This window comes from Alkalibacillus silvisoli, assembly GCF_039521975.1.
GTDB classification, from domain to species: Bacteria; Bacillota; Bacilli; order Bacillales; family Alkalibacillaceae; genus Alkalibacillus; species Alkalibacillus silvisoli.
Window position 1 is genome coordinate 1 of record NZ_BAAACZ010000010.1, and the last position, 19,453, is coordinate 19,453.

Here is a 19,453-nt window from a genome sequence, read left to right on the forward strand (position 1 = left end):
TCCACACTTATTAAGAATTTGGAGAAGGGTGATTTATAAGCCCTTTTCCACCATGAAATCCGAATACCCATAATGATCACTCAAGTTACTCATCCTATTTTATTAAATTTCACGATCCCTTTTCACTTCAAAATTTGGTCTTGTTAAATAATCCATATACTTTACTCGCTCACCATCTAAATAGCTTTGATAACGTGTACGAATCGCTGAAGCTTCAATCCAGTCTAACACGTCATTCTTAGGTACCCATCTGCTGTCAGTTGTTTCTTCTGAAGTGGTTAGCTCACCACCAATCGGCTCACAAACGAAGTCAAACATAACTTTTGTTGGAACATCTGTCACACCATCATACCACTTATGAACACATGTATTTGAATAAACTCCCACTAAGCGAGAAACGACAACATCAATCCCACTTTCTTCTTTCACCTCTCGAATGACACCATCTTCAAGATTTTCACCTATTTCAACTTGGCCACCAGGAAAGACCCAGCCATCATGATGCTCTTTTACAAGAAGGATATTCCCCTCTTCATCTTCAACAATTCCACCGCAAGCAACTATATGTGTTGGAAAGGACATCTTATTACCTCCTAAATTTTGGTCTTAATATAGAGAATTCAACAAAAATCTACATTCCCCTTCCTAAAATTAGAAATTAAGACAAAACATTTTAAATTTTATGATATTATATGAGAAGCATTGAATGATAGGAGAGAACACATTGATTGATGTTACGAAGTTGAACTTAGAAAAGAACAGACGAATCATTTTAATATCAGATATTCATGGTAGTTTAGATTTATTCAAAAAACTATTAAATAAGGTTGATTATACAACTGACGATTACTTATTTATAAATGGTGATCTTTGTGAGAAAGGTGACAACAGTCTTGGCGTGATCCATTATGTAAAACAATTATCATCAAAGTCTGAGCGAGTATTCGTGACGAAAGGTAATTGTGATATTCTCCACCGTTATGTTTTTGAAGGTCACGAAGCCATTTTAGACTATATGAAAGACGGTAGAAAATCTATTCTTAATGAAATGCTAGAGGTGAATAATAAAACATTAGACGACTTCCACGACATAAACGATTTAGCTAATTATTATTATAAAAACTTTAAAGAAGAAGTTGATTGGTTAGATTCATTGCCTACAGCTTATGAAACAGAACAATCCATTATCATTCATGCAGGGTTAAATGAAACTTTGGAGCAAACTGATGAAAAGGCAGCATTAACTACTCCTTCTTTCTATGAAAAAGGACATTCAGAACAGAAAATAGTAATAGTAGGTCATTGGCCTGTATCTAATTATCGTATAAATGACATAAGTTCCAATAATCCAATGATAGACTATGATAAGAGAAGAATTGCCATCGATGGCGGCAATAAAATTAAAAGAGACGGTCAACTAAATGCTTTAATTATTGAAGATAACCATTTATCCCATAGATTCGTTGACTCATTATCCAACCAATCTTACATACAAAAAGATTACACGCCTAAACAACCAATTAAGGGAACAGTAAGTTATCCCCACTTTGAAGTATCTATTATTAAAGAAGAAGAAAACTTCACATTATGTAAAAATAATAGTCTTAATATAAAACAATGGATTAAAAATGAATATTTAAAAGATAGAAATGGGGACCAAGCTAAAACCAATGAAGTTAGTACTTCCATCCTTTCCGTTAACGCTAATGAGGAAGTATATATTTTAGATTACAGTTGTGAGGGGTATACGTTAATTAAAAAGGAAAACGGCGAAATTGGTTGGGTACCAAAGAGTTGTAAATAATTAATAAAGAGCATTAAATGACTGAGGATCATTTAATGCTCTTTTTAGTGATATTAATATTTTACGTCTTTTAATATCCGTTCAGCAGCTTTCATGGGAACATCAGCTTGAGCTATATCCGAGATTACTGCTACCCCATCTGCACCTGCATCAATAACTTGTGACGCATTATCGTGTTTAATCCCGCCAATTCCTACAATCGGTATGTCCGGTAGTTGTTCTCTAATCTCTTTAATGACGACAGGACTCCTTACTTCCTCGATATCGTCTTTCGTTGTCGTATTAAACATAGGCCCAACACCGATATAGTCTACACCTATTCGATGAGCCTCTAATGCTTCTTCAACATTGTGAGTTGAAACCCCAAATAATTGATGACTCTTAAGGGTATCTTTGATTTTTTTCATATCCCCATCTTCTTGGCCGATATGTAATCCGTCTGTGTCTAACTCTATTGCGAGTCCAAGGTCATCATTAACAATAAAAGGAACGTCATATTGATGACAGACTTCTTTAAGCTGAAGTCCTAACTCGATTTTTTCTTCACCTGTCTTAGAGCCTTCTCCTTTTTCTCGAAACTGAAAGAGAGTTACCCCTCCTTCGATAGCTTTCTCTAACGTCTCAACGGGGTCATGCTTACAATTTTGACTGCCCATAACAAGATATAATGATAATTGTTGCTTTAAGTCAATTGGTTGTTTGATCATACTTTTACTCTCCTATTTTGATAAGCCCAATGATTAGTTGGACCATGGCCTGAACCAATGTGTAAATCATCTTCAATCGCAGCTTGAATATAAGCTCTAGCAACACGAATCGCATCTAAAAAACTCATACCTTTAGCCAAATCAGCAGCAATCGCAGCAGCGAATGTACACCCGGTACCATGTGTATTCTCGGTGTATTGTCGTTCATTTAATAGTTGGGTAAACGTTTCTCCATCATAAATTATATCAATAACTTCTTTCTCTTCCCCATGCCCACCTTTAATAACTACACATTGTGCACCTAATTCGTGTAAATGTTTAGCCGCTTCTTTTCGGTCGGCAATCGTGTTCAGCGTTAATCCTGTAATCGCCTCAGCTTCTGGAATGTTAGGCGTTATAACTGTTGCGAGTGGAATTAAATGCTCTTTAACCGCTTCAATCGCTTCATCTTGCAATAGCTTAGCGCCACCTTTAGCAATCATTACTGGATCAATGACGACATTGTTGATCTCGTATTGTTTAACTTTACTAGCAACTGCTTCAATAATTTCAGCACTAAACAACATGCCCGTTTTTAATGCATCAGGTTTTAAATCTGCTCCAATTGCATCTAACTGCTCTTCTACTTGACTAACCGTTAGAGGATAAACGCCGTGTACATCTAATGTATTTTGCGCTGTTACAGCTGTTAATACAGACATGCCATATGCTTTTAACTCTTGGAATGTTTTTAAATCTGCCTGAATTCCAGCTCCACCACCAGAATCAGAACCTGCAATTGTTAATACTTTCGCTACTGTCACATCTTCTCCCCCTCACTACCCTAATAATTGGTGATAAATCTTCTTCGCTTCAACGATGTCTTTCATACCATGAATCAATACGCGTCCATCTTTAAAGAAAACAACGCGCCTGTTTTCAAAATGATAAGAAACTAAAAATGGATTTTGATCGACTTGCCCACCTTGCTTTTTGAGCTGTGAAACTAATTCAGTTAAATCCCGCTCAACCTTCTGAGGTGGGCGAATCTGTACCGTATTACGCCCACATAAGACGGCTGTTTTCGTTTGGTTTTCATATGATAAATATGGATAGGTTGGTGACTCTCCGCATGATGGACAATGCTGCTTTTTCAACTGACTAACGTCAATTGAAGTCTGTTCATTTTTCCATAAATCAAATGAAACGAGCTTGCGACGAACCGCTTCAACATCTTCTACTAAAATTTTCAACGCTTCAGTAGATTGATAAGCAACGACCATTTGAACTGCTGGTGCAATAACACCGACCGTATCACATGTCGCACCACCAAGTGGAATCGTTTCCAGTAAACAATTCAAACAAGGTGTTTCATCAGGTAAGATCGTAAAACTTAGCCCATAACTACTGACACACCCACCATAAATCCATGGAATTTTATATTTTTGCGCAATATCATTAATTAGAAAACGAATATCAAAGTTGTCAGTCGCATCAATTATTAAGTCAGCATCTTGAACGAGTGAGTCAATTTCTTCAACTGTTACATCCATGATTTTCGCATTAACCTCAACTTCCGGATTAATAGCTTTAAGACGCTTTTCTGCTGCGACTGCTTTAGGAATACGCCAAACAGCATCTTGTTCAGTATAAAGCTGTTGTCTTTGTAAATTACTTGTCTCAACATAATCACGATCAACAATCGTTAAATGACCAACACCAGCCCTCGTTAAAATTTCAGCATTACCTGTCCCTAAAGCACCTGCACCAATAATACAGACGTGCTTTACATTCAATTTTTGCTGCCCATATACACCAATTCCATCAAATAATATTTGCCTAGAGTAACGTTCATTCATGAGCTAGCCTCCTTCAATCAACCACCACCAACAAAGTGAACGAGCTCCACTCGATCACCATCTTGCACCGTTGTTTCATCGTGTTGACTTGAATCAACAATATTAGCATTTAATTCAACAATGATTTTTTTATCAGCTAGTTCGAATTGATTTAGCAAGTCAGAAACTGTCTGAATCTCATTCGACAATTCACGCTGTTCGCCATTAACGTGAATAACCATCATAGGACACCTCCTAAATAACATTTTACTTCTTCTTTTGGATTTTCTGCCTCTATTAATCCTGACATGACAGCAATCCCTTTTGCTCCACAATTCATAACCCCTTCTACTCTTTCGGGTGTTATGCCACCAATTGCGATAACTGGAATTTCAATAGATTGAACAAGCTTTTGTAATTGTTCTAAACCACGTGGCTTTAATCCAGGTTTTGAATTTGTTCTATAAATATGACCGAAAATTATATAGTTAGCACCTTCGTCTTCTGCTTTTTTCGCTTCTTCTAATGAGTGAACAGATTGACCAATTAGAAGGTTAGGATGCGCTTCTCGAACAGAAGCCACACCCTCGCTATGGGTAGTGAGCTGGATACCCTTAACTTCCATACGAACAGCCACTTCTACCCGGTCATTTATAATTAATTTATCTTTTAGGATTCCTACCTTTGTTAATTCATTAATCCAAGTTAACAACTCTTCATCTGTTCTATGCTTTTCTCTTAAATGAATGTAGCTTACATAAGCCTGAACTGTCTGAGCTACCCTTGAAAAGCTCTCTAACGACTGCTTACCATTTGAAATAAGGTGGATTTCTCTCACTTAAATCAACTGCCAATCTTTCATAACAGGTTGATAACCATGTTTCCTTAACACACCTTTAACCTCATCCACAGAACGCTCATCTGATATTTCAAATTGGCTTTGTGTATTATCAGGTTCTGTATAACCACCAACGACAGTTGAAGATGCTGCAGACATTTTCGTCGGTCCAAGAGGTAAAATTTGCTCACGGAACTCTGGGCGCTCTCTTGTCGAAACAGTAATGCCAGAATGTGGTTGAAATATACGATAAGCTAGCATCGCTTGAACTAAGTTCTTGTCTGTAACTTCTACTTTGGGCTGGAAACTACCTGCATTTGGCTGAATACGCGGAAATGAAACGCCTACTTCTACGTCTAAATACTTCTGCTGCAGGTATTGTGCGTGAAGTCCAGTGATATAACTTTCACGCCGCCAATCATTAAGGCCAAGTAAAGCTGCAATACTAATAGAACGCATACCCGCTTCACAACCCCGTTCTGGTGTATCTAATCGATACTTAAAGAAACGCTTAGGTCCTTTTGTGTGTAACTCTCTATAAATCTCTTCATCATAGACTTCTTGATAGACTGTTAAATTATCAATTCCACTATCGACTAATTCCTTATATTGATCCGTATCCATCGGCTGAATCTCTAACCCCACCGACGAAAAGTATTTCTTTAGCACCTTCATGCATTGCTTAATATATTTCACAGATGAATGCATCATCGATTCACCAGAAAGGATAATAATATGCTCAATCCCCATATCTCGAATAGCTTTAGCTTCCTCTTCCACTTCTGTCATCGTTAATATCCGGCGCGGGAAATCATTATCCACACTGAAACTGCAGTATTTACACGTATTAACACAGTAATCAGACACATAAAGCGGTAAAAAGAGTTGCATCGTATTACCAAAATGTTGAATTGTCAGCTGATGGGCTTTTTGTGCCATTTCTTCTAAGTAGTCGGAAGCTTTCGGTGATAATAACGCAAAGTAATCTTCCTCAGTAATTCGTTCTTTTTGCAGTGCCCGCTCTACATCATGGTGCGATACATTTTCCATCATGTTCTCTAACGGGAGGTGATTGACTTCCTCTAGTACATTATAAAAACTCATGTTAACCATCCTTTTTTACGAGTGTAAAAATCCTGTTAATGGAGATGAAGCACTAGCTTTTGCCTTCGTTGCTCCAAGCCCTGCTAAAAACCCTGAACGACCCGCCTTAACAGCTAGGTCGAAAGCTTGAGCCATTGCCACGGGATCTTTTGCTGTAGCAATCGCGGTATTAACTAGGACTGCATCTGCTCCCATCTCCATTGCCTCTGCTGCTTCAGATGGGCGTCCAATTCCGGCATCAACGACTATTGGAACATTAATTTCGTCAATCATTATTTGAATAATTTCTTTCATTTGAATGCCACGATTCGAACCAATTGGTGAACCAAGAGGCATAACCGTTGCAGCCCCAGCCTCTTCAAGTCGCTTGCCTGCCATTAAGTCAGGACTCATATACGGAAGAACGACAAAACCTTCTTCAACTAATGCCTCAGTCGCCTTTATTGTCTCTTCGTTGTCTGGCAGCAAATACTTACTATCTGAGATGACCTCGATTTTAATCCAGTTGCCCATACCAGCTGCTTTTGATAAACGAGCAATTCTAATTGCTTCCTCTGCTGTACGAGCACCAGATGTGTTAGGCATTAACGTCATATAATCTGGAATATCATTTAAAATATACTGATCATCCCCACCGAGATCAACACGTCTTACTGCTACTGTAACGACCTCTGACTGGGATTCTTCTAACGCCTCTTTCATCTTGTTATGATCAGCAAATTTTCCAGTCCCAACAAACAAACGACTATTTAATTCTTTTCCTGCAATGACTAATGAATCTTGCATCATACATTCCCCCATTCGTTAGTACATCATATTAAGCTTAAGGATTTTATAATCCTAAGATTTTAGTTTTTCAGCTTGTGCTGGCCACTCTTCTAAGGTATATGCCATTTCCCAGAAAGCTAATTCATACTGACAGCTAATCGTGAAATGCTCCTTCATTCTTTCACGATCAATCTCTGTAACCGCTTCCGCTATTTCGTCTAATCGGTTAATTTGTTCATCAACTAACTTCTTAAACCAGTCACCACCATAAGCCGCAATCCACTCTTGATAAATCGGCTCATCAGGATTGTAGTTTTGTAGCTTTTCTCCAATCTCTTGATAGATCCAATAACAAGGTAGAATAGCTGCAATGACATCACCTAAGTGACCTTGATAAGCGGCACGATATAGGTGAGATGTGTAAGCATAAGCTGTTGGTGATGGCTTGAAGTTCGCATGCTCCTCTTCTGTAATGTTTAATCTTTCTGAGAAATTACGATGAAGCTCTAACTCGGCCTCATAAGTACCTTGAGCATGAGCAGCCATTCGACTCGTTGTGTAGAAGTCGGAAGCTTTCGTACCACCTAAAGATTGAATTCTAGCAAAATGAGATAAGTAATAAGCATCTTGCATGACATAATAACGGAAGCACTTAATGGGTAAGGTCCCATCACCAATCCCTTTTATAAAAGGATGATTAAAATTCGCCTCCCAAATGTGATCTGTTTCCTTTCTTAGTACTTCTGAAAATTTCATACCAATCCCTCCAAGAAATAATTTGAATTTATTTTAAATAAAATAAAAACCACTTTCTTAGACCATGCATAAGAAAGTGGTTGACTTGGAAGGATATGGACTTATTTATAAATCATCCGATATAATCCGAGCAACTACACTTCCCTACGCTGGTACCAACCAGATCAGGTTCAAAGGGTCGGATTACTCCTCTCAGCCATTTAAAATGGCACCCCTAGCTTTGTTACTTTAATTATTTATTAAGCTGTTAAATTAATATTAACAAATTTCAGTTATTATGTTAACCATTTTTTATTATGTCATAATTAGTGATACAATTATATACAATAACTTAGGCACTTTAGAGGGGCGCTCTTACATTGACGCTTTCGCTCTTATATCAAGGTTTTCGCTCATTTACAAAAAAGTTCGCCCAATTGTGTTCTTCACTCAACACAATACAACAGCCCAAAATACAAGCATCATTCTATAACGAAGCCTATTTTTAACGCTCTGTTAAAGTCCGTTGTTGTTATTGTGATTCGCTTTCGGTGGACGCTTTCCGCGGGCACAGCTCGAGCCTCCTCGGCAGGAAAACACTGCCTGTGGGGTCTCGAGACTCGTGCTATTCCCGCAGGAGTCGCCACCTTCGCTCATCACAATACAACAACTTAGAGCAACCTTTTAAATAATCAACACCAAACTCTAACAGAGCCATTTTTAAAGGAGTCAGGTCATGAACGATTATAATAAACAAGATCAATCCGTTGTAACATTAGTTCAAGATAACGATCAATTTCTACTAATCTATCAATATCGAAAACCAATTGATTCTTTCATCGTGCAATTACCTGGTGGAGGTGTTGAACAAGGTGAAGACCTAGAACAGGCCGCTAGACGAGAACTTCTAGAAGAAACAGGATACAGGTGCGGAAGCCTTCAATACCTTGGCCAAATGCATCCAGCCCCGTGGTTAGAGAATGAAATCACTCACGTCTTTTATACAAAAGAACTTCAAGAACAAGCTACACAACAACTTGAGTCCCACGAATATATTGAAGTGTTTAAAATACCTGTAGAAAAATGTTTGCATCAAATTAAAGACTCTGAAATCACTGATCCTGAAGTTTGTTATGCTGTATTGCATTTATTATTAAAAGGCGAGTTAAACTTGAAATAACAAAACTCTTGATATTTATGTAAAGTATGGTAAGTTGATAGAAATGTTATATATACTTGGGGGGTATTATGGATTTGATTGAAGTCTTGCTAATCATACTAAGTGTGGTTATATTTATGGAAGTAATAAGTATGCTTTTAAGGAAAGCATTGAAGGTTGAAAAAGTTAAAACAGGCTTTAGATACTATAAAATCAATGAATTACACGGTAAAGTGAGTTGGGGATTAAGAATTTTAAATTTAGTTTCCTTTATCATCATCTTTTTCTATTTTTCAAATACACCGAATCCTCAGTTTTACATATTAATTGGAATAATAGTTGGCTTATCAATTATTGAAATAGTCGTTAATGCATTTTTCGAGTGGAAGCATTCCTCTACTCCCAGGCGGGCAATTGTTTCTATGGGAGAAGCGTTCATCATTTTGATTGCCGTTGCAGTTGTAATACAATTCGATCTACTTAACCCCGTTATCAATAGCTAAAAGTGAGATAGATCACCTAACCTTTAGCTATTGGTAAATTCAATATCCACTGTTCGCCAATCGGACCATCTATTCTTCTTCCTGTGTCTTGAAAACCTACATTTGAATATAATTTTTGTGCTGCGATATTTTTATGATTAACGGCTAGTACCATTTCATTACAATCCGGAAATTCTGAAGAAACAAACCCCGCTAATAATTGCATAGCTTTTAGTGCATACCCCTTCCCTTGGTCTTTCTCATTAATCGATAACGAAGTCAAAAGCATCGCATTCGGATTGTCAGTAAAGCTATTAACACGCTCTGTTTCATGTAGTAAGAAAAAGCCAACTGCATCGTTACCAGCTAATATAACGATTCGATACTGCCCTTTATCAACTGTTTCGAAAGCATGAGGAAGACTGGTGAATTTAGCCTGTTCTTCTGGTAAATAAAATTGATTCAATGCATCTAAGTGTTGTTCTGAATAATGTGTTAAAGAGATACTCAATTTTCAAGGCCCCCTTAAATCCTCTATAATCTATTTTACCATAGACACTAAAAAGCTCAGGGAGTACTCCCCTGAGCTTTAAGTGCCACAAAATGTCATATAATCATCATCTGAATCATCTGGCTTAGTATATTCCAACTGATCTTTAGTATAAGCATATGGTTTAGAAAGAACGCGCAATAGGTTCTCCACTACCGTTAAATCACCATCTTTTTCAGCCGCTTCTAACGCTTCTTCAACCCGGTGATTACGAGGAATGACAGATGGATTATGCTTTTTCATTAATTCAAGTGATTTCTCTTTTGTTTCTTCTTGTCTGTTTAACCGTTCTTGCCATTTTTGATACCACTGTGTAAATCCTTCTGTTTGAAACAGTTTAAGCTCATCAAATTCTTCAAGGGTTAGACCTCTGAACGTATTAGTAAAATCAGCCTCGTGTTCCTTCATTAGACTTAATAATTCATCGATTAACGTTTCATCTCCATCTTCGCTATTAAATATACCAAGCTTAGCGCGCATACCCTCTAACCAATCATCACGATAATAATCAATAAATTGATGGACAATTTCCTCAGCTTTCTTTACAGCTTCATCCTCATCTTCATCAATTAAAGGAAGTAAACTCTCAGCCAACCGCGCTAAGTTCCACATCGCAATTCTTGGCTGATTACCATATTTATAACGACCTTGTTCATCAATTGAACTAAAAACAGTCTCAGGGTCATAAGCATTCATAAAGGCACAAGGCCCATAATCAATTGTTTCACCACTAATCGTCATATTATCTGTATTCATCACACCATGAATAAAGCCAACTAACTGCCATTGACTAACAGCTTTCGCTTGTCGTTTCATCACTTCTTCTAATAAGAAAATATAGCGGTTTTCTACCTCTTCATAACCTGAATAATGACGTTCTAATGCATAATCAGCCAACTCACGTAAATCGTCTGTCGTTCCAAACTGACGGGCATATTGAAACGTTCCAACACGTAAATGACTATCTGCTACACGCGTTAGAATAGCACCTGGTTTGACCGTCTCACGCTTAACAGCCTCACCCGTAACCACTACAGCTAAGCTTCGGTTTGAAGGTACACCTAACGCATACATCGCTTCACTAATGACATATTCCCTTAACATAGGTCCAAGTACAGCACGACCATCTCCTCGTCTTGAATAAGGCGTCTGCCCAGAACCCTTTAACTGAACATCATAGCGTTTTCCATCAGGCGCCACTTGTTCACCTAATAAATGCGCTCGACCATCACCAAGCATTGTAAAGTGGCCAAATTGGTGACCAGCATAAGCCTGTGCTATAGGTGTAGAGTTTTCAGGTAATTTATTCCCTGAGAAAATATTCAAACCCTCTTCAGACTGTAGTGCCTGTCGATCAAGCCCTAATGAATTAGCCAAACTACCATTTAAAAAGACTATTTGCAAAGCTTCCACTGGCGTTGGCTTAACATGACTATAAAACAGTTCAGGTAACTGAGTATAAGTATGTTCTAAGTTCCATCCCATTCCTGTCATCGTATCCCTACTTTTTTGCTTTGTTAATTTTATATAAACATACTGCCACTTTTATTGTCTACTACAACCCATCGTTTATACTTCCATCAACTATAGACACTTTTCACAAAAAATGATTTAGAAAAACAATTAATCCAACAATTTGACACACCTTGCGTTATAAAGAACATTTTTTGATAATAAAATGTTAAATAAAGCACAAGTTTTGTATACAATATGTTTGAGTTCTAAACTTTTTTCAATAAATTTGATAAAAAGACTAGTAATTATACTAACATTGTGTATACTATAATTTGGGGAAAAAATGTTTCAGTAAAGAAATACTTACTACATAGAGATATACGCTTTTTTTTTTAGGATCAAATTTAGGGGGAGAAACCATTGGCAATTTTAGATGATTCAGCTTTAATCGACGCTTACAGGGAGGCGATCGAGATCAACCTTTCTAAGGACTTTATTCAATTACTAGAGAGAGAGTTAAACTATAGAGGTTTTAACCTCACAGACATTAACCCTAAATATCACTAAACCTCATGAACAGAGAGCTAGGCTAGTCCAAGCTCTTTTTTTTTATTGCACATTCACTACTTTTTACCCATTTTTAAATTACTGGTTTCAATTTTTCTAATAGGGGTATCTAATGAATATAAACATACAGTTAAAGACTGTATTCCCCTTTTTCCCATATAGGAAAAAAGCGAGAGAGTTCACCAATTAGAACCTTCTCGCTTTCTTTTTTGTCATACACTTATTGCTTTTTTACTGGAATCCAAATCTCGCTTTTGAAGTTAGGTGATGATAAATCCATCCCTTCATTCCATAAAATCTCTGGACCTTCAACTTGTTCATAATTGGCTGTTGGAAACCATTCAGAATATATCCTTCCCCAAACATCTTGTAATGCTTTAGGAAATTGCCCTTCTGCTTTAAACACAGCCCAGCTAGACTTTTGTACCGTTAACGCTGAAAATGAAGTACTAATATCCCTCGTTGTAGCAACCCCTATATAATGATCAAGTTCACCCTTCTCCTCCATTCGTCCTTCAGAAAAGTTGGTTGATGCACTAATTAACCCGCGAGGCTCAATATTCGATAAGCCTTTGAGCTCATTAATCATTTCTTCATCAAGACTTTCCCACATTGAAGCAATCTCTGGATTAACTCCTTCAAAAATAATAGGAACTCTCTTTTTCAGTCCGACAATGTTAAACTCTTCTTTCTCAACAATTCTGTATTCCATCTCATTCCCTCCTACTATTGATAATTGAAGGTTCATTGGTGGATAAGCTTTAAGAGAATGACCATTCACCCTAGCTTCTGTTGGTGTTAAACCATGTAACTTTTGAAAAGCTCTTGCGAAAGAATCAGATGAGTTATAGCCATACTTAAAAGCAATGTCAATCACCCGCAAATCACTATTCGACAGTTCAAATGCCGCCAAACTTAACCGTCTGCGTCGAATATATTCAGACAATGGAATGCCTGATAGAGAAGAAAACATTTTCTTAAAGTGATACTCTGAACAAAGCGTAACCCGTTCCAACTCTGTAAAATTAATTTCCTCCATAAGATGACGATCGACATATTTGATCCCTTCATTCATTCTATTAATAAAGCCCACACAATCCCTCCTCACCTAATACAATAACAGGAGCTCGCATGTTCAACCCGACAATCCTTGGTCATTTATTGTCGGGTCGAATTAGTACTATTAAAGCCTTGCCTCGATTCATTATAATATAAGTAGCTAACATCTTCTTAATAATGGTTCAGTGAGTCCTCTAAGAAGTGAACATAACTAAAATCCAAACAATGGAGGAATTTAAAATTCTAATAGCCCGTTGCGATTAAATGTCCCAATGTAATGATAAAATTTATATATTTGTATTCGGCTGTACAATAATATTTTTAATATCATTAAATAATTATGGTTATTGAACGATATAAAGGGTATATATAAATAGTAAAAAAGAATCAGGAGGAGAGCCTAGTGGAGATATTAGATAACTCTACGCTTATAAACACTTATAAAAGAGCTGTTGAAATCAAATTAAGCCAAGAATTTATATATTTACTGGAAAAAGAAATAAAATATAGAGGTTTGAACTTTTAGCTGTTTCAGCCAAAGAGCGCTAACAGTTCCAATTTTTATAAGTTAAGGCGAGCGGGAGCCCCACTCGTCTTAACTTTTCTATTCAATACTTTTGTAGCCACTTATTTGTGTTTGTTAATGTTTGATTCAATCGCAAATTCAGGCAAGATCAACTTAGTAAGTGCAACGAATTCAACCACTTTATTTAACTTTTACTTAACCTCTATTATTTGAACACCAAAAAGCATAAACGACACCAGCAACCAAATTAGGGTCAAAATGATGATCACCTGGTTCAAAATCAATGACATATTGACGATTAGTTATAAACCCTTGTGCCTTAGTTTTCCCTACTTCATTTTCATCAAGGAAAATAGTACCTTCTGGCTTCAGACTCCAACTAGCTTCTATAGATAATGTAATAGTTTCATCAAAATGATAGTCGACTCGATGTTTTTCTTTCAACCCTTTTGCACTCGTTATCGTTGTCAGCAAACGATTATTTTCGGTCACATCCCAATGATAACCTTCACGAATTGAGAATGATTGTTGTGTAATGTCATAAGTTTGACCTGATCCGATTACCTCAATATTTACATCATACTGAAGGTTGGATGAAGGTCTTTCTTTAGGAGGGCGAGCCCAGCGTCTCATTTTACCAGTTGGGTAATTACCTTGTTTTATATTTAAAAACTTAGTCGTTCCAAAAAAAGGGCGATCAAATGTCAAATTCATTATGATTCCTCCATCAAACTATAATAACTTCATCTCCCAATTTTCATCATAGAAGAATTCACTTAAACTATTAGACTCAAATACTTCAACCATACTTTCAAAATCATTGGCCAACTGATAATTCTTTAACTCGTCCTTTTTAATCCAGAACACATCACCCTCTTCTGATGATGTTACCTCACCTTCGAATTGATCAGTTTTGTAAAACAGGACTAGATAACGGTCCGCACCTTTAGGTTTAAACTGCTTAACGCCACAAAGTGTTGGCGTTTTAATGATTAGACCCGTTTCCTCATAAACCTCTCGAATAACCGAATCAAAAAAGGATTCACCATTTTCGATATGACCACCTGGAAATGTAATGCCTGGCCAGTCTTTATTCAAACGTTCTTGAACTAATATGTAATCACCATCATACACCATACACATATTCGTTAAAATTATATTTTCACTTTTTCCCATCTCACCCTACACCACTTTCTTCTAAATCTATCTTACATAATTTATCCAATTTCATGTTATCACACTTTACTGTGAAAACACGAAATTGGATTGGCAACAAGGTCATTAAACATTATAATTAGTTCTTTATTTTAAGAGAGTGAAAGACTTAATGTGAGAATCAATTTTTTACCTTAATTTATCAGCAATAATGTTAGCAGCCTTTTTAGGCACAAGTCGGTATAAGCGGTCCATCATTTTTGAGTCTTTTCCAGCTAGAACACGGTATTTGTCATCTTCCATTCCACTAACAATTATTTCTGCTGCTTCTTCTGGAGTTAGTAGTTTGTGTGACTGTCCTTCATCGTCACCACTTGATTCTCTTGTGCCCTCTGCATTAGAGTTCTCCATAATATTCGTCCCTACTCCACCTGGGAAAACGACTGTTACATTAACATTTGTATCCTTTAACTCAGAATGTAATCCTTCTGTTAGAAGTTTCACCGCTGCTTTGGACGCTCCATAAATGGTTTGTCCTGGCACAGGCAAAAAACCACCCATACTTGATACATTCGTAATGTGCGCTTCTGGTCTTTCTAAGAAATATGGCAAGAAAGACTTTGTCATATATAGTGTCCCATTGAAGTTAACATTCATGACTAAATCAATTTTTTCATAATCTAAGTCTTCTACATCAACAAAAGGCTGAATAATACCAGCATTATTAATAATGCCGTCTACTTTGCCATGGTGGTCAATCACTTCACTAGGTAGAGACTCGACTGCCTCACGATCTGTTATATCAACAACATGTGTTGATAGATAATCACGATGTTCACCTGAATGGTTCACCGTCTCCTCTAACCCGCCACTATTAACATCAACAGCGGCAACAGAAGCTCCTTTATTTAATAGATTTAATACGAGTTCTCGGCCAATGCCATTTCCTCCACCTGTCACAACAATCACTTTGTCCCTAACTTTCATGTAACTTCTCTCCCTTTATAAAATGATTTTTTACTAAGTGTTCATTAATCCATGCTAAAATAAAGCTGTAAACTTTTATTAAGAATCCCCACACTTTTATTATACATTTGTATAATAAAAGTGTCATCAAATATACTTAAATATAAAATGATTCAAAACAGCTAAGGAGATAAGATTAAAATGAAACGGGATTTAAGGGTTGTAAAAACAAAACAAAACTTAAAAATTGCTTTACTTGAACTTTTAAAAGAAAAACCATTAGAGGATATTACCGTTACAGAACTATGTAGGAATTCAAAGATAACGAGACGAACCTTCTATCTTCACTATAACAATGTTCCACATTACTTCGAGGAATTTATAGACCATCTCTTACTAGAACTTGAAGACGCCATAACTAAAACAACTCAAGACAGAATCGAAAACAAAGATCAACTTGAGCCAAAAATGATCAATCTATTTGAACATGTGTATGAAAATAAAGAAATTTATAGTTTTATTTTTAGTAGTAGCTCGAAATTTTCTTATTATGAAATGTTTCTTAACAAAATTAAGTTATTGGTTAAATATTCAATGAAGTCACGTAATTTACAACAAGAGAAGATTGATTTCAAAGTTTCTTTTTATGCTAATGCGATTTTAGGGTTGGTATTAGAGTGGTATTATGAAGGGTTTCAAACGTCTACTGACGATATGAACCAAGCATTGATCAGAGAACTAACTAATAATTAAACCAGCTAACTCTAGTTAGCTGGTTTTCCTCACCTTAACAAAGAACGGTTTTTCCGGTGTTCTTTCCTAGCAGGTGCTGTATCATATAACCTTTTTTCCTCTTCTGATTCTGGAACAACTCTTGGTACTGGAATAGGTTTTCCGTACTGATCGACTGCGACCATAGTAAGGAAAGATTCTGTTGTTAGTTCTTTCTTCCTTTGTAGTAAATCATCAGCATATACTTTGACGAACACTTCCATCGATGAACGACCTGTCCTAGTTACAAACGCTTCTAAAGTTAAAGCATCTCCTACTTTTGCAGATGACAGGAAATCTACTGAATCAATAGAAGCTGTCACAACTGCAGCGTTAGAGTGCTTCATTGCTGTTAAAGCAGCAATTTCATCGATAAATGCTAACACCTTGCCACCGAATATTGTATCTAAATGATTCGTATCAGGTGGAAGGACTAGTTTTGTCTGTTTCATTTTCGAATAACTAACCGGTAATGGTTCCAATCTATTAACCTCCCATACTATTAATAATGAAAAGGCCAAACTAATTATGGAACCACACCATAACTCGAAACATAGTCAACCATGACGTAACACCCTCCTATCTCCCGTAGGAATTCATGTTCTTCCTTATGACAGGTCTCCTGGCTCAGATTCATCAACACATAGTCCTTCCCATTCACATGAACAGTGGATAATCTATATGTCTCCTCATCACAGTGGCGGGACCGCGTTGGACTTACACCAACCTTCCCTTTTAAGCTTTTCACAAGCACCATAAGGCATATTTAATTTTGTCTGAGAATGATCAATTCTCTTCCAATAATATCTCTCAACCGATCGATAATGTCAATTCATAAGACAAGCTAACTAACGGTCGGTAGTCAATCGTTGCTAAAAAAAAGTATTAATCCCGAATTCGGTTAATACACCTAATAGAACCCCATATAAAGTAATACTAATAGCAGATGAAAAGAACAACTTCCCACGTTCCATTCCGAATAATTTTCCTAGAACAGCAACTGCCCAAGCACCAACAATAGGGGTTGCTATTAATACAAACATAAAACTACCTTTTCTAATGTTATGACTGAAGCGAGAATGTGATAGCTTATCAAAATATTTATTGATTCTTTTAACCTTTGATAATTGATCATAGAAGAAGACAATGATTGGAATCGCTAAAAAGTTACCCAAGCTCGCCCATACTACCGCTGACCCCATGTCTAACCCCATAGCCATCGCACCTGGTATAGCAAGATATATTTCAAATAATGGAAAAAAACCCATAAACCAAGCACTAAAACTTAGCCAAATGTACTCTAGCATATTTATCTTTCCTCTCCACCATGTTATGATAAGATAGACAACCTAACGAACGGTAGGTTTTTGCCCATTAATTCTAACACAGCTTTAAAACAAAGAAAAGGATGACTTTCATGAATACGAAAGAACAAATTATTAATACTAGCATCCAGCTATTTTCAGATTACGGTTATGAAGCCACAACTATGACGAAAATAGCCGATGACGTTGGAATTAAAAAACCATCAATATATGCTCACTTTAAAAATAAAGAAGCGATTTTTCATCATACAGTTGAACAGGTGGCTAAGGAGTATATCGATTTTGTATTTTCGACGGTCAATCAAATTCAAGACCAGTCAGCTGAGCGAATACTTTATAGTGTATTAAATCAAATTTACACAAATGAATACCAAATCGAATTTTTAGGTGAATTCTTTTATCGATTTGTTCTCTTCACACCACCTGAGATCGAAGGACAAGTTAAACCTATTCTTCAAGCAAGTGAAGAACAACTCGAAAATACATTTTTACAAATTATTGAAAAAGGAAAAACAAACCATGAAATTGACCCAGCACTATCCAGTCAAACCATACTAAGACATTACCTCTTTATCTTAAATAACTTAGATGTAGATTTGCGTTATTATTCACTATCAAGCATGGCATTAGAGAATCATTTAAATGATATTTGGAAAGTGTTCTGGAGAGGGATTAAGAAATAAAGAGTTTGAGACAAAAGGTTGAAGGGCTGCTAAAATACGGAACATTAGTAGCCTTGTGTAACAATGATCAGTTACCTGTGAGGATATTTTATCAGCGCTTGGAAATTTTTATAGGCGTTCAGGTAGATTTATCAGCGTTCGACCAACTTTTATCAGCGTTCAGGTAGATTTATCAGCGTTCGGAGTCTTTTGGGTGTAGCGACCTCAATTATATACCCAATAATGTAGCGAAAAATAAGACAACAAGTTTAGTCAATATTATTCCTCCTGGTTAACACCTAGATAGATAGTTACTCAGATTTAGAACTTGGAAAAATAGTATACGACCAAGAGTAAATAAAATCAATGACAAAGATTATAGTCCAAACCATGCCAATACTATACAACGTCTCACTCGGGTACGGTGAATCTTCATAATTTCCTGCTTCAAACCAAGATAAGTCTGTTAGATAACTTCTCATTTCTTCAAAACTATCTGTTCCAAGTGACCAAAAAATACCTTGAACAACTACAAAGATAGTTAAATGAATCATAGCACTTCTACGATTGACTTTAGCAATGTATTTAGGATCTTTCTGGCGATTCATAATCTCATAATCTTTCTCTGTCAACATCTCAACTTCGCGCCAAGAGCCAAATTTCTTACGCATCCAGCGGTCTAACTTACGAAAATCATTAATACCAAAAGTTAGCGCATAGATCACAAAGATTAAAACGACTAGTTGAAAGGTTTGGAATTCTCCTGTTTCTTGGTAAATGACTACCCCTAAGATAGCCTCGATGATTAATAAAACAATAAATAATAAAATAAATAATAAGCTACTCTGCTTATGACCAAGGTAATAACGAAAAACGCCAAATAACAACAAAGCAACTAAAGATAAAACCTCTAATGAAATAAAAATTTCCCACTGGTACTCTATTAATAAATTCATAATAAGTCCTCCAACAGAAATTCATGCTCTTAGCTTTTGATAATATC

The 19,453-nt window shown here is 36.5% G+C and carries 25 protein-coding genes and 2 riboswitches; of the genes, 7 read left to right on the forward strand and 18 right to left on the reverse strand.

The features are described 5' to 3' along the window. Window positions 1–102: 102 nt before the first annotated feature. Window positions 103–582 (reverse strand): NUDIX hydrolase, encoded by a 480-nt coding sequence (locus tag ABDZ63_RS06945; RefSeq protein ID WP_343782663.1) that lies wholly within the window; start codon window positions 580–582, stop codon window positions 103–105. 142 nt (window positions 583–724) lie between these two features. On the opposite strand from ABDZ63_RS06945, the gene ABDZ63_RS06950 reads away from it, so the two are divergent. Further along, entirely contained in the window at window positions 725–1,804 is a 1,080-nt protein-coding gene (locus tag ABDZ63_RS06950; protein ID WP_343782664.1) for a metallophosphoesterase, read from the forward strand. 53 nt (window positions 1,805–1,857) lie between these two features. Here ABDZ63_RS06950 and thiE read toward each other — a convergent pair whose 3' ends face one another. From thiE to tenA, 8 genes are read right to left on the reverse strand one after another with little or no spacing between them, the layout of a single operon-like run. Continuing rightward, a complete protein-coding gene (gene thiE / locus ABDZ63_RS06955) occupies window positions 1,858–2,511 on the reverse strand; it encodes a thiamine phosphate synthase (protein ID WP_343782665.1) in 654 nt (217 codons plus the stop codon). Continuing rightward, a complete protein-coding gene (gene thiD, locus ABDZ63_RS06960) occupies window positions 2,508–3,314 on the reverse strand; it encodes a bifunctional hydroxymethylpyrimidine kinase/phosphomethylpyrimidine kinase (protein ID WP_343782666.1) in 807 nt (268 codons plus the stop codon). Before thiD ends, thiE begins: the two co-directional genes overlap by 4 nt. 15 nt (window positions 3,315–3,329) lie before the next feature. Continuing rightward, a complete protein-coding gene (locus ABDZ63_RS06965; RefSeq protein ID WP_343782668.1) occupies window positions 3,330–4,349 on the reverse strand; it encodes a thiazole biosynthesis adenylyltransferase ThiF in 1,020 nt (339 codons plus the stop codon). Window positions 4,350–4,366: 17 nt separating this feature from the next. Continuing rightward, window positions 4,367–4,573: a sulfur carrier protein ThiS gene (gene thiS, locus ABDZ63_RS06970; protein WP_343782670.1), complete on the reverse strand. Its 207-nt coding sequence runs from the start codon at window positions 4,571–4,573 to the stop codon at window positions 4,367–4,369. Then, window positions 4,570–5,166, reverse strand: coding sequence for a thiazole tautomerase TenI (gene tenI, locus ABDZ63_RS06975; RefSeq protein ID WP_343782671.1), 597 nt, complete (start codon window positions 5,164–5,166; stop codon window positions 4,570–4,572). Before tenI ends, thiS begins: the two co-directional genes overlap by 4 nt. Further along, the gene (thiH, locus tag ABDZ63_RS06980; RefSeq protein ID WP_343782673.1) at window positions 5,167–6,270 is read right to left on the reverse strand and encodes a 2-iminoacetate synthase ThiH; all 1,104 of its coding nucleotides are present in this window, start codon (window positions 6,268–6,270) and stop codon (window positions 5,167–5,169) included. 15 nt (window positions 6,271–6,285) lie between these two features. After that, window positions 6,286–7,056: a thiazole synthase gene (locus ABDZ63_RS06985; RefSeq protein ID WP_343782674.1), complete on the reverse strand. Its 771-nt coding sequence runs from the start codon at window positions 7,054–7,056 to the stop codon at window positions 6,286–6,288. Window positions 7,057–7,110: 54 nt separating this feature from the next. After that, on the reverse strand, window positions 7,111–7,794 hold the full coding sequence (tenA, locus tag ABDZ63_RS06990; RefSeq protein WP_343782675.1) for a thiaminase II: 684 nt from the start codon (window positions 7,792–7,794) through the stop codon (window positions 7,111–7,113). A 124-nt stretch (window positions 7,795–7,918) separates the two neighbouring features. Next, window positions 7,919–8,020: riboswitch (TPP riboswitch) on the reverse strand. A 489-nt stretch (window positions 8,021–8,509) separates the two neighbouring features. On the opposite strand from tenA, the gene ABDZ63_RS06995 reads away from it, so the two are divergent. Beyond that, a complete protein-coding gene (locus tag ABDZ63_RS06995) occupies window positions 8,510–8,953 on the forward strand; it encodes an NUDIX hydrolase (protein ID WP_343782676.1) in 444 nt (147 codons plus the stop codon). A 68-nt stretch (window positions 8,954–9,021) separates the two neighbouring features. After that, entirely contained in the window at window positions 9,022–9,435 is a 414-nt protein-coding gene (locus ABDZ63_RS07000) for a DUF4181 domain-containing protein (protein ID WP_343782677.1), read from the forward strand. 16 nt (window positions 9,436–9,451) lie between these two features. Here ABDZ63_RS07000 and ABDZ63_RS07005 read toward each other — a convergent pair whose 3' ends face one another. Next, on the reverse strand, window positions 9,452–9,925 hold the full coding sequence (locus ABDZ63_RS07005; RefSeq protein WP_343782678.1) for a GNAT family N-acetyltransferase: 474 nt from the start codon (window positions 9,923–9,925) through the stop codon (window positions 9,452–9,454). Between the two features lie 78 nt (window positions 9,926–10,003). Further along, window positions 10,004–11,458, reverse strand: coding sequence for a protein adenylyltransferase SelO (locus ABDZ63_RS07010; protein ID WP_343782680.1), 1,455 nt, complete (start codon window positions 11,456–11,458; stop codon window positions 10,004–10,006). Window positions 11,459–11,839: 381 nt separating this feature from the next. On the opposite strand from ABDZ63_RS07010, the gene sda (ABDZ63_RS07015) reads away from it, so the two are divergent. Then, the gene (sda, locus tag ABDZ63_RS07015) at window positions 11,840–11,986 is read left to right on the forward strand and encodes a sporulation histidine kinase inhibitor Sda (protein WP_343782681.1); all 147 of its coding nucleotides are present in this window, start codon (window positions 11,840–11,842) and stop codon (window positions 11,984–11,986) included. A gap of 220 nt (window positions 11,987–12,206) precedes the next feature. Here the strand turns inward: sda (ABDZ63_RS07015) and ABDZ63_RS07020 are convergent, their stop codons facing one another. Then, window positions 12,207–13,025, reverse strand: coding sequence for an AraC family transcriptional regulator (locus ABDZ63_RS07020; RefSeq protein WP_425541958.1), 819 nt, complete (start codon window positions 13,023–13,025; stop codon window positions 12,207–12,209). Between the two features lie 423 nt (window positions 13,026–13,448). On the opposite strand from ABDZ63_RS07020, the gene sda (ABDZ63_RS07025) reads away from it, so the two are divergent. Then, the gene (sda, locus tag ABDZ63_RS07025) at window positions 13,449–13,571 is read left to right on the forward strand and encodes a sporulation histidine kinase inhibitor Sda (RefSeq protein ID WP_343782683.1); all 123 of its coding nucleotides are present in this window, start codon (window positions 13,449–13,451) and stop codon (window positions 13,569–13,571) included. Between the two features lie 195 nt (window positions 13,572–13,766). Here the strand turns inward: sda (ABDZ63_RS07025) and ABDZ63_RS07030 are convergent, their stop codons facing one another. From ABDZ63_RS07030 to ABDZ63_RS07040, 3 genes are all read right to left on the reverse strand, one after another. Continuing rightward, window positions 13,767–14,285 (reverse strand): hypothetical protein, encoded by a 519-nt coding sequence (locus ABDZ63_RS07030; RefSeq protein WP_343782684.1) that lies wholly within the window; start codon window positions 14,283–14,285, stop codon window positions 13,767–13,769. Window positions 14,286–14,303: 18 nt separating this feature from the next. Further along, on the reverse strand, window positions 14,304–14,747 hold the full coding sequence (locus ABDZ63_RS07035) for an 8-oxo-dGTP diphosphatase (protein WP_343782685.1): 444 nt from the start codon (window positions 14,745–14,747) through the stop codon (window positions 14,304–14,306). 168 nt (window positions 14,748–14,915) lie between these two features. Further along, the gene (locus ABDZ63_RS07040; protein ID WP_343782686.1) at window positions 14,916–15,713 is read right to left on the reverse strand and encodes an SDR family NAD(P)-dependent oxidoreductase; all 798 of its coding nucleotides are present in this window, start codon (window positions 15,711–15,713) and stop codon (window positions 14,916–14,918) included. A 180-nt stretch (window positions 15,714–15,893) separates the two neighbouring features. Here ABDZ63_RS07040 and ABDZ63_RS07045 point away from each other — a divergent pair, with 180 nt between their 5' ends. After that, window positions 15,894–16,445 carry a TetR-like C-terminal domain-containing protein gene (locus ABDZ63_RS07045; RefSeq protein WP_343782687.1) on the forward strand — a complete coding sequence of 184 codons (552 nt, stop codon included), beginning with the start codon at window positions 15,894–15,896 and terminating at the stop codon, window positions 16,443–16,445. Between the two features lie 29 nt (window positions 16,446–16,474). On the opposite strand, the gene ABDZ63_RS07050 is transcribed toward ABDZ63_RS07045, so the two are convergent. Beyond that, complete coding sequence (locus ABDZ63_RS07050; RefSeq protein ID WP_343782775.1) at window positions 16,475–16,915, reverse strand: acyl-CoA thioesterase; 441 nt, start codon at window positions 16,913–16,915, stop codon at window positions 16,475–16,477. A gap of 143 nt (window positions 16,916–17,058) precedes the next feature. Further along, a riboswitch (cobalamin riboswitch) is annotated at window positions 17,059–17,236 on the reverse strand. A gap of 99 nt (window positions 17,237–17,335) precedes the next feature. Next, on the reverse strand, window positions 17,336–17,770 hold the full coding sequence (locus tag ABDZ63_RS07055; RefSeq protein ID WP_343782689.1) for a small multi-drug export protein: 435 nt from the start codon (window positions 17,768–17,770) through the stop codon (window positions 17,336–17,338). Window positions 17,771–17,880: 110 nt separating this feature from the next. Here ABDZ63_RS07055 and ABDZ63_RS07060 point away from each other — a divergent pair, with 110 nt between their 5' ends. Further along, window positions 17,881–18,471: a TetR/AcrR family transcriptional regulator gene (locus tag ABDZ63_RS07060; RefSeq protein WP_343782690.1), complete on the forward strand. Its 591-nt coding sequence runs from the start codon at window positions 17,881–17,883 to the stop codon at window positions 18,469–18,471. A 290-nt stretch (window positions 18,472–18,761) separates the two neighbouring features. Here ABDZ63_RS07060 and ABDZ63_RS07065 read toward each other — a convergent pair whose 3' ends face one another. Beyond that, window positions 18,762–19,406: a hypothetical protein gene (locus tag ABDZ63_RS07065; protein ID WP_343782691.1), complete on the reverse strand. Its 645-nt coding sequence runs from the start codon at window positions 19,404–19,406 to the stop codon at window positions 18,762–18,764. Window positions 19,407–19,453 lie beyond the last annotated feature (47 nt).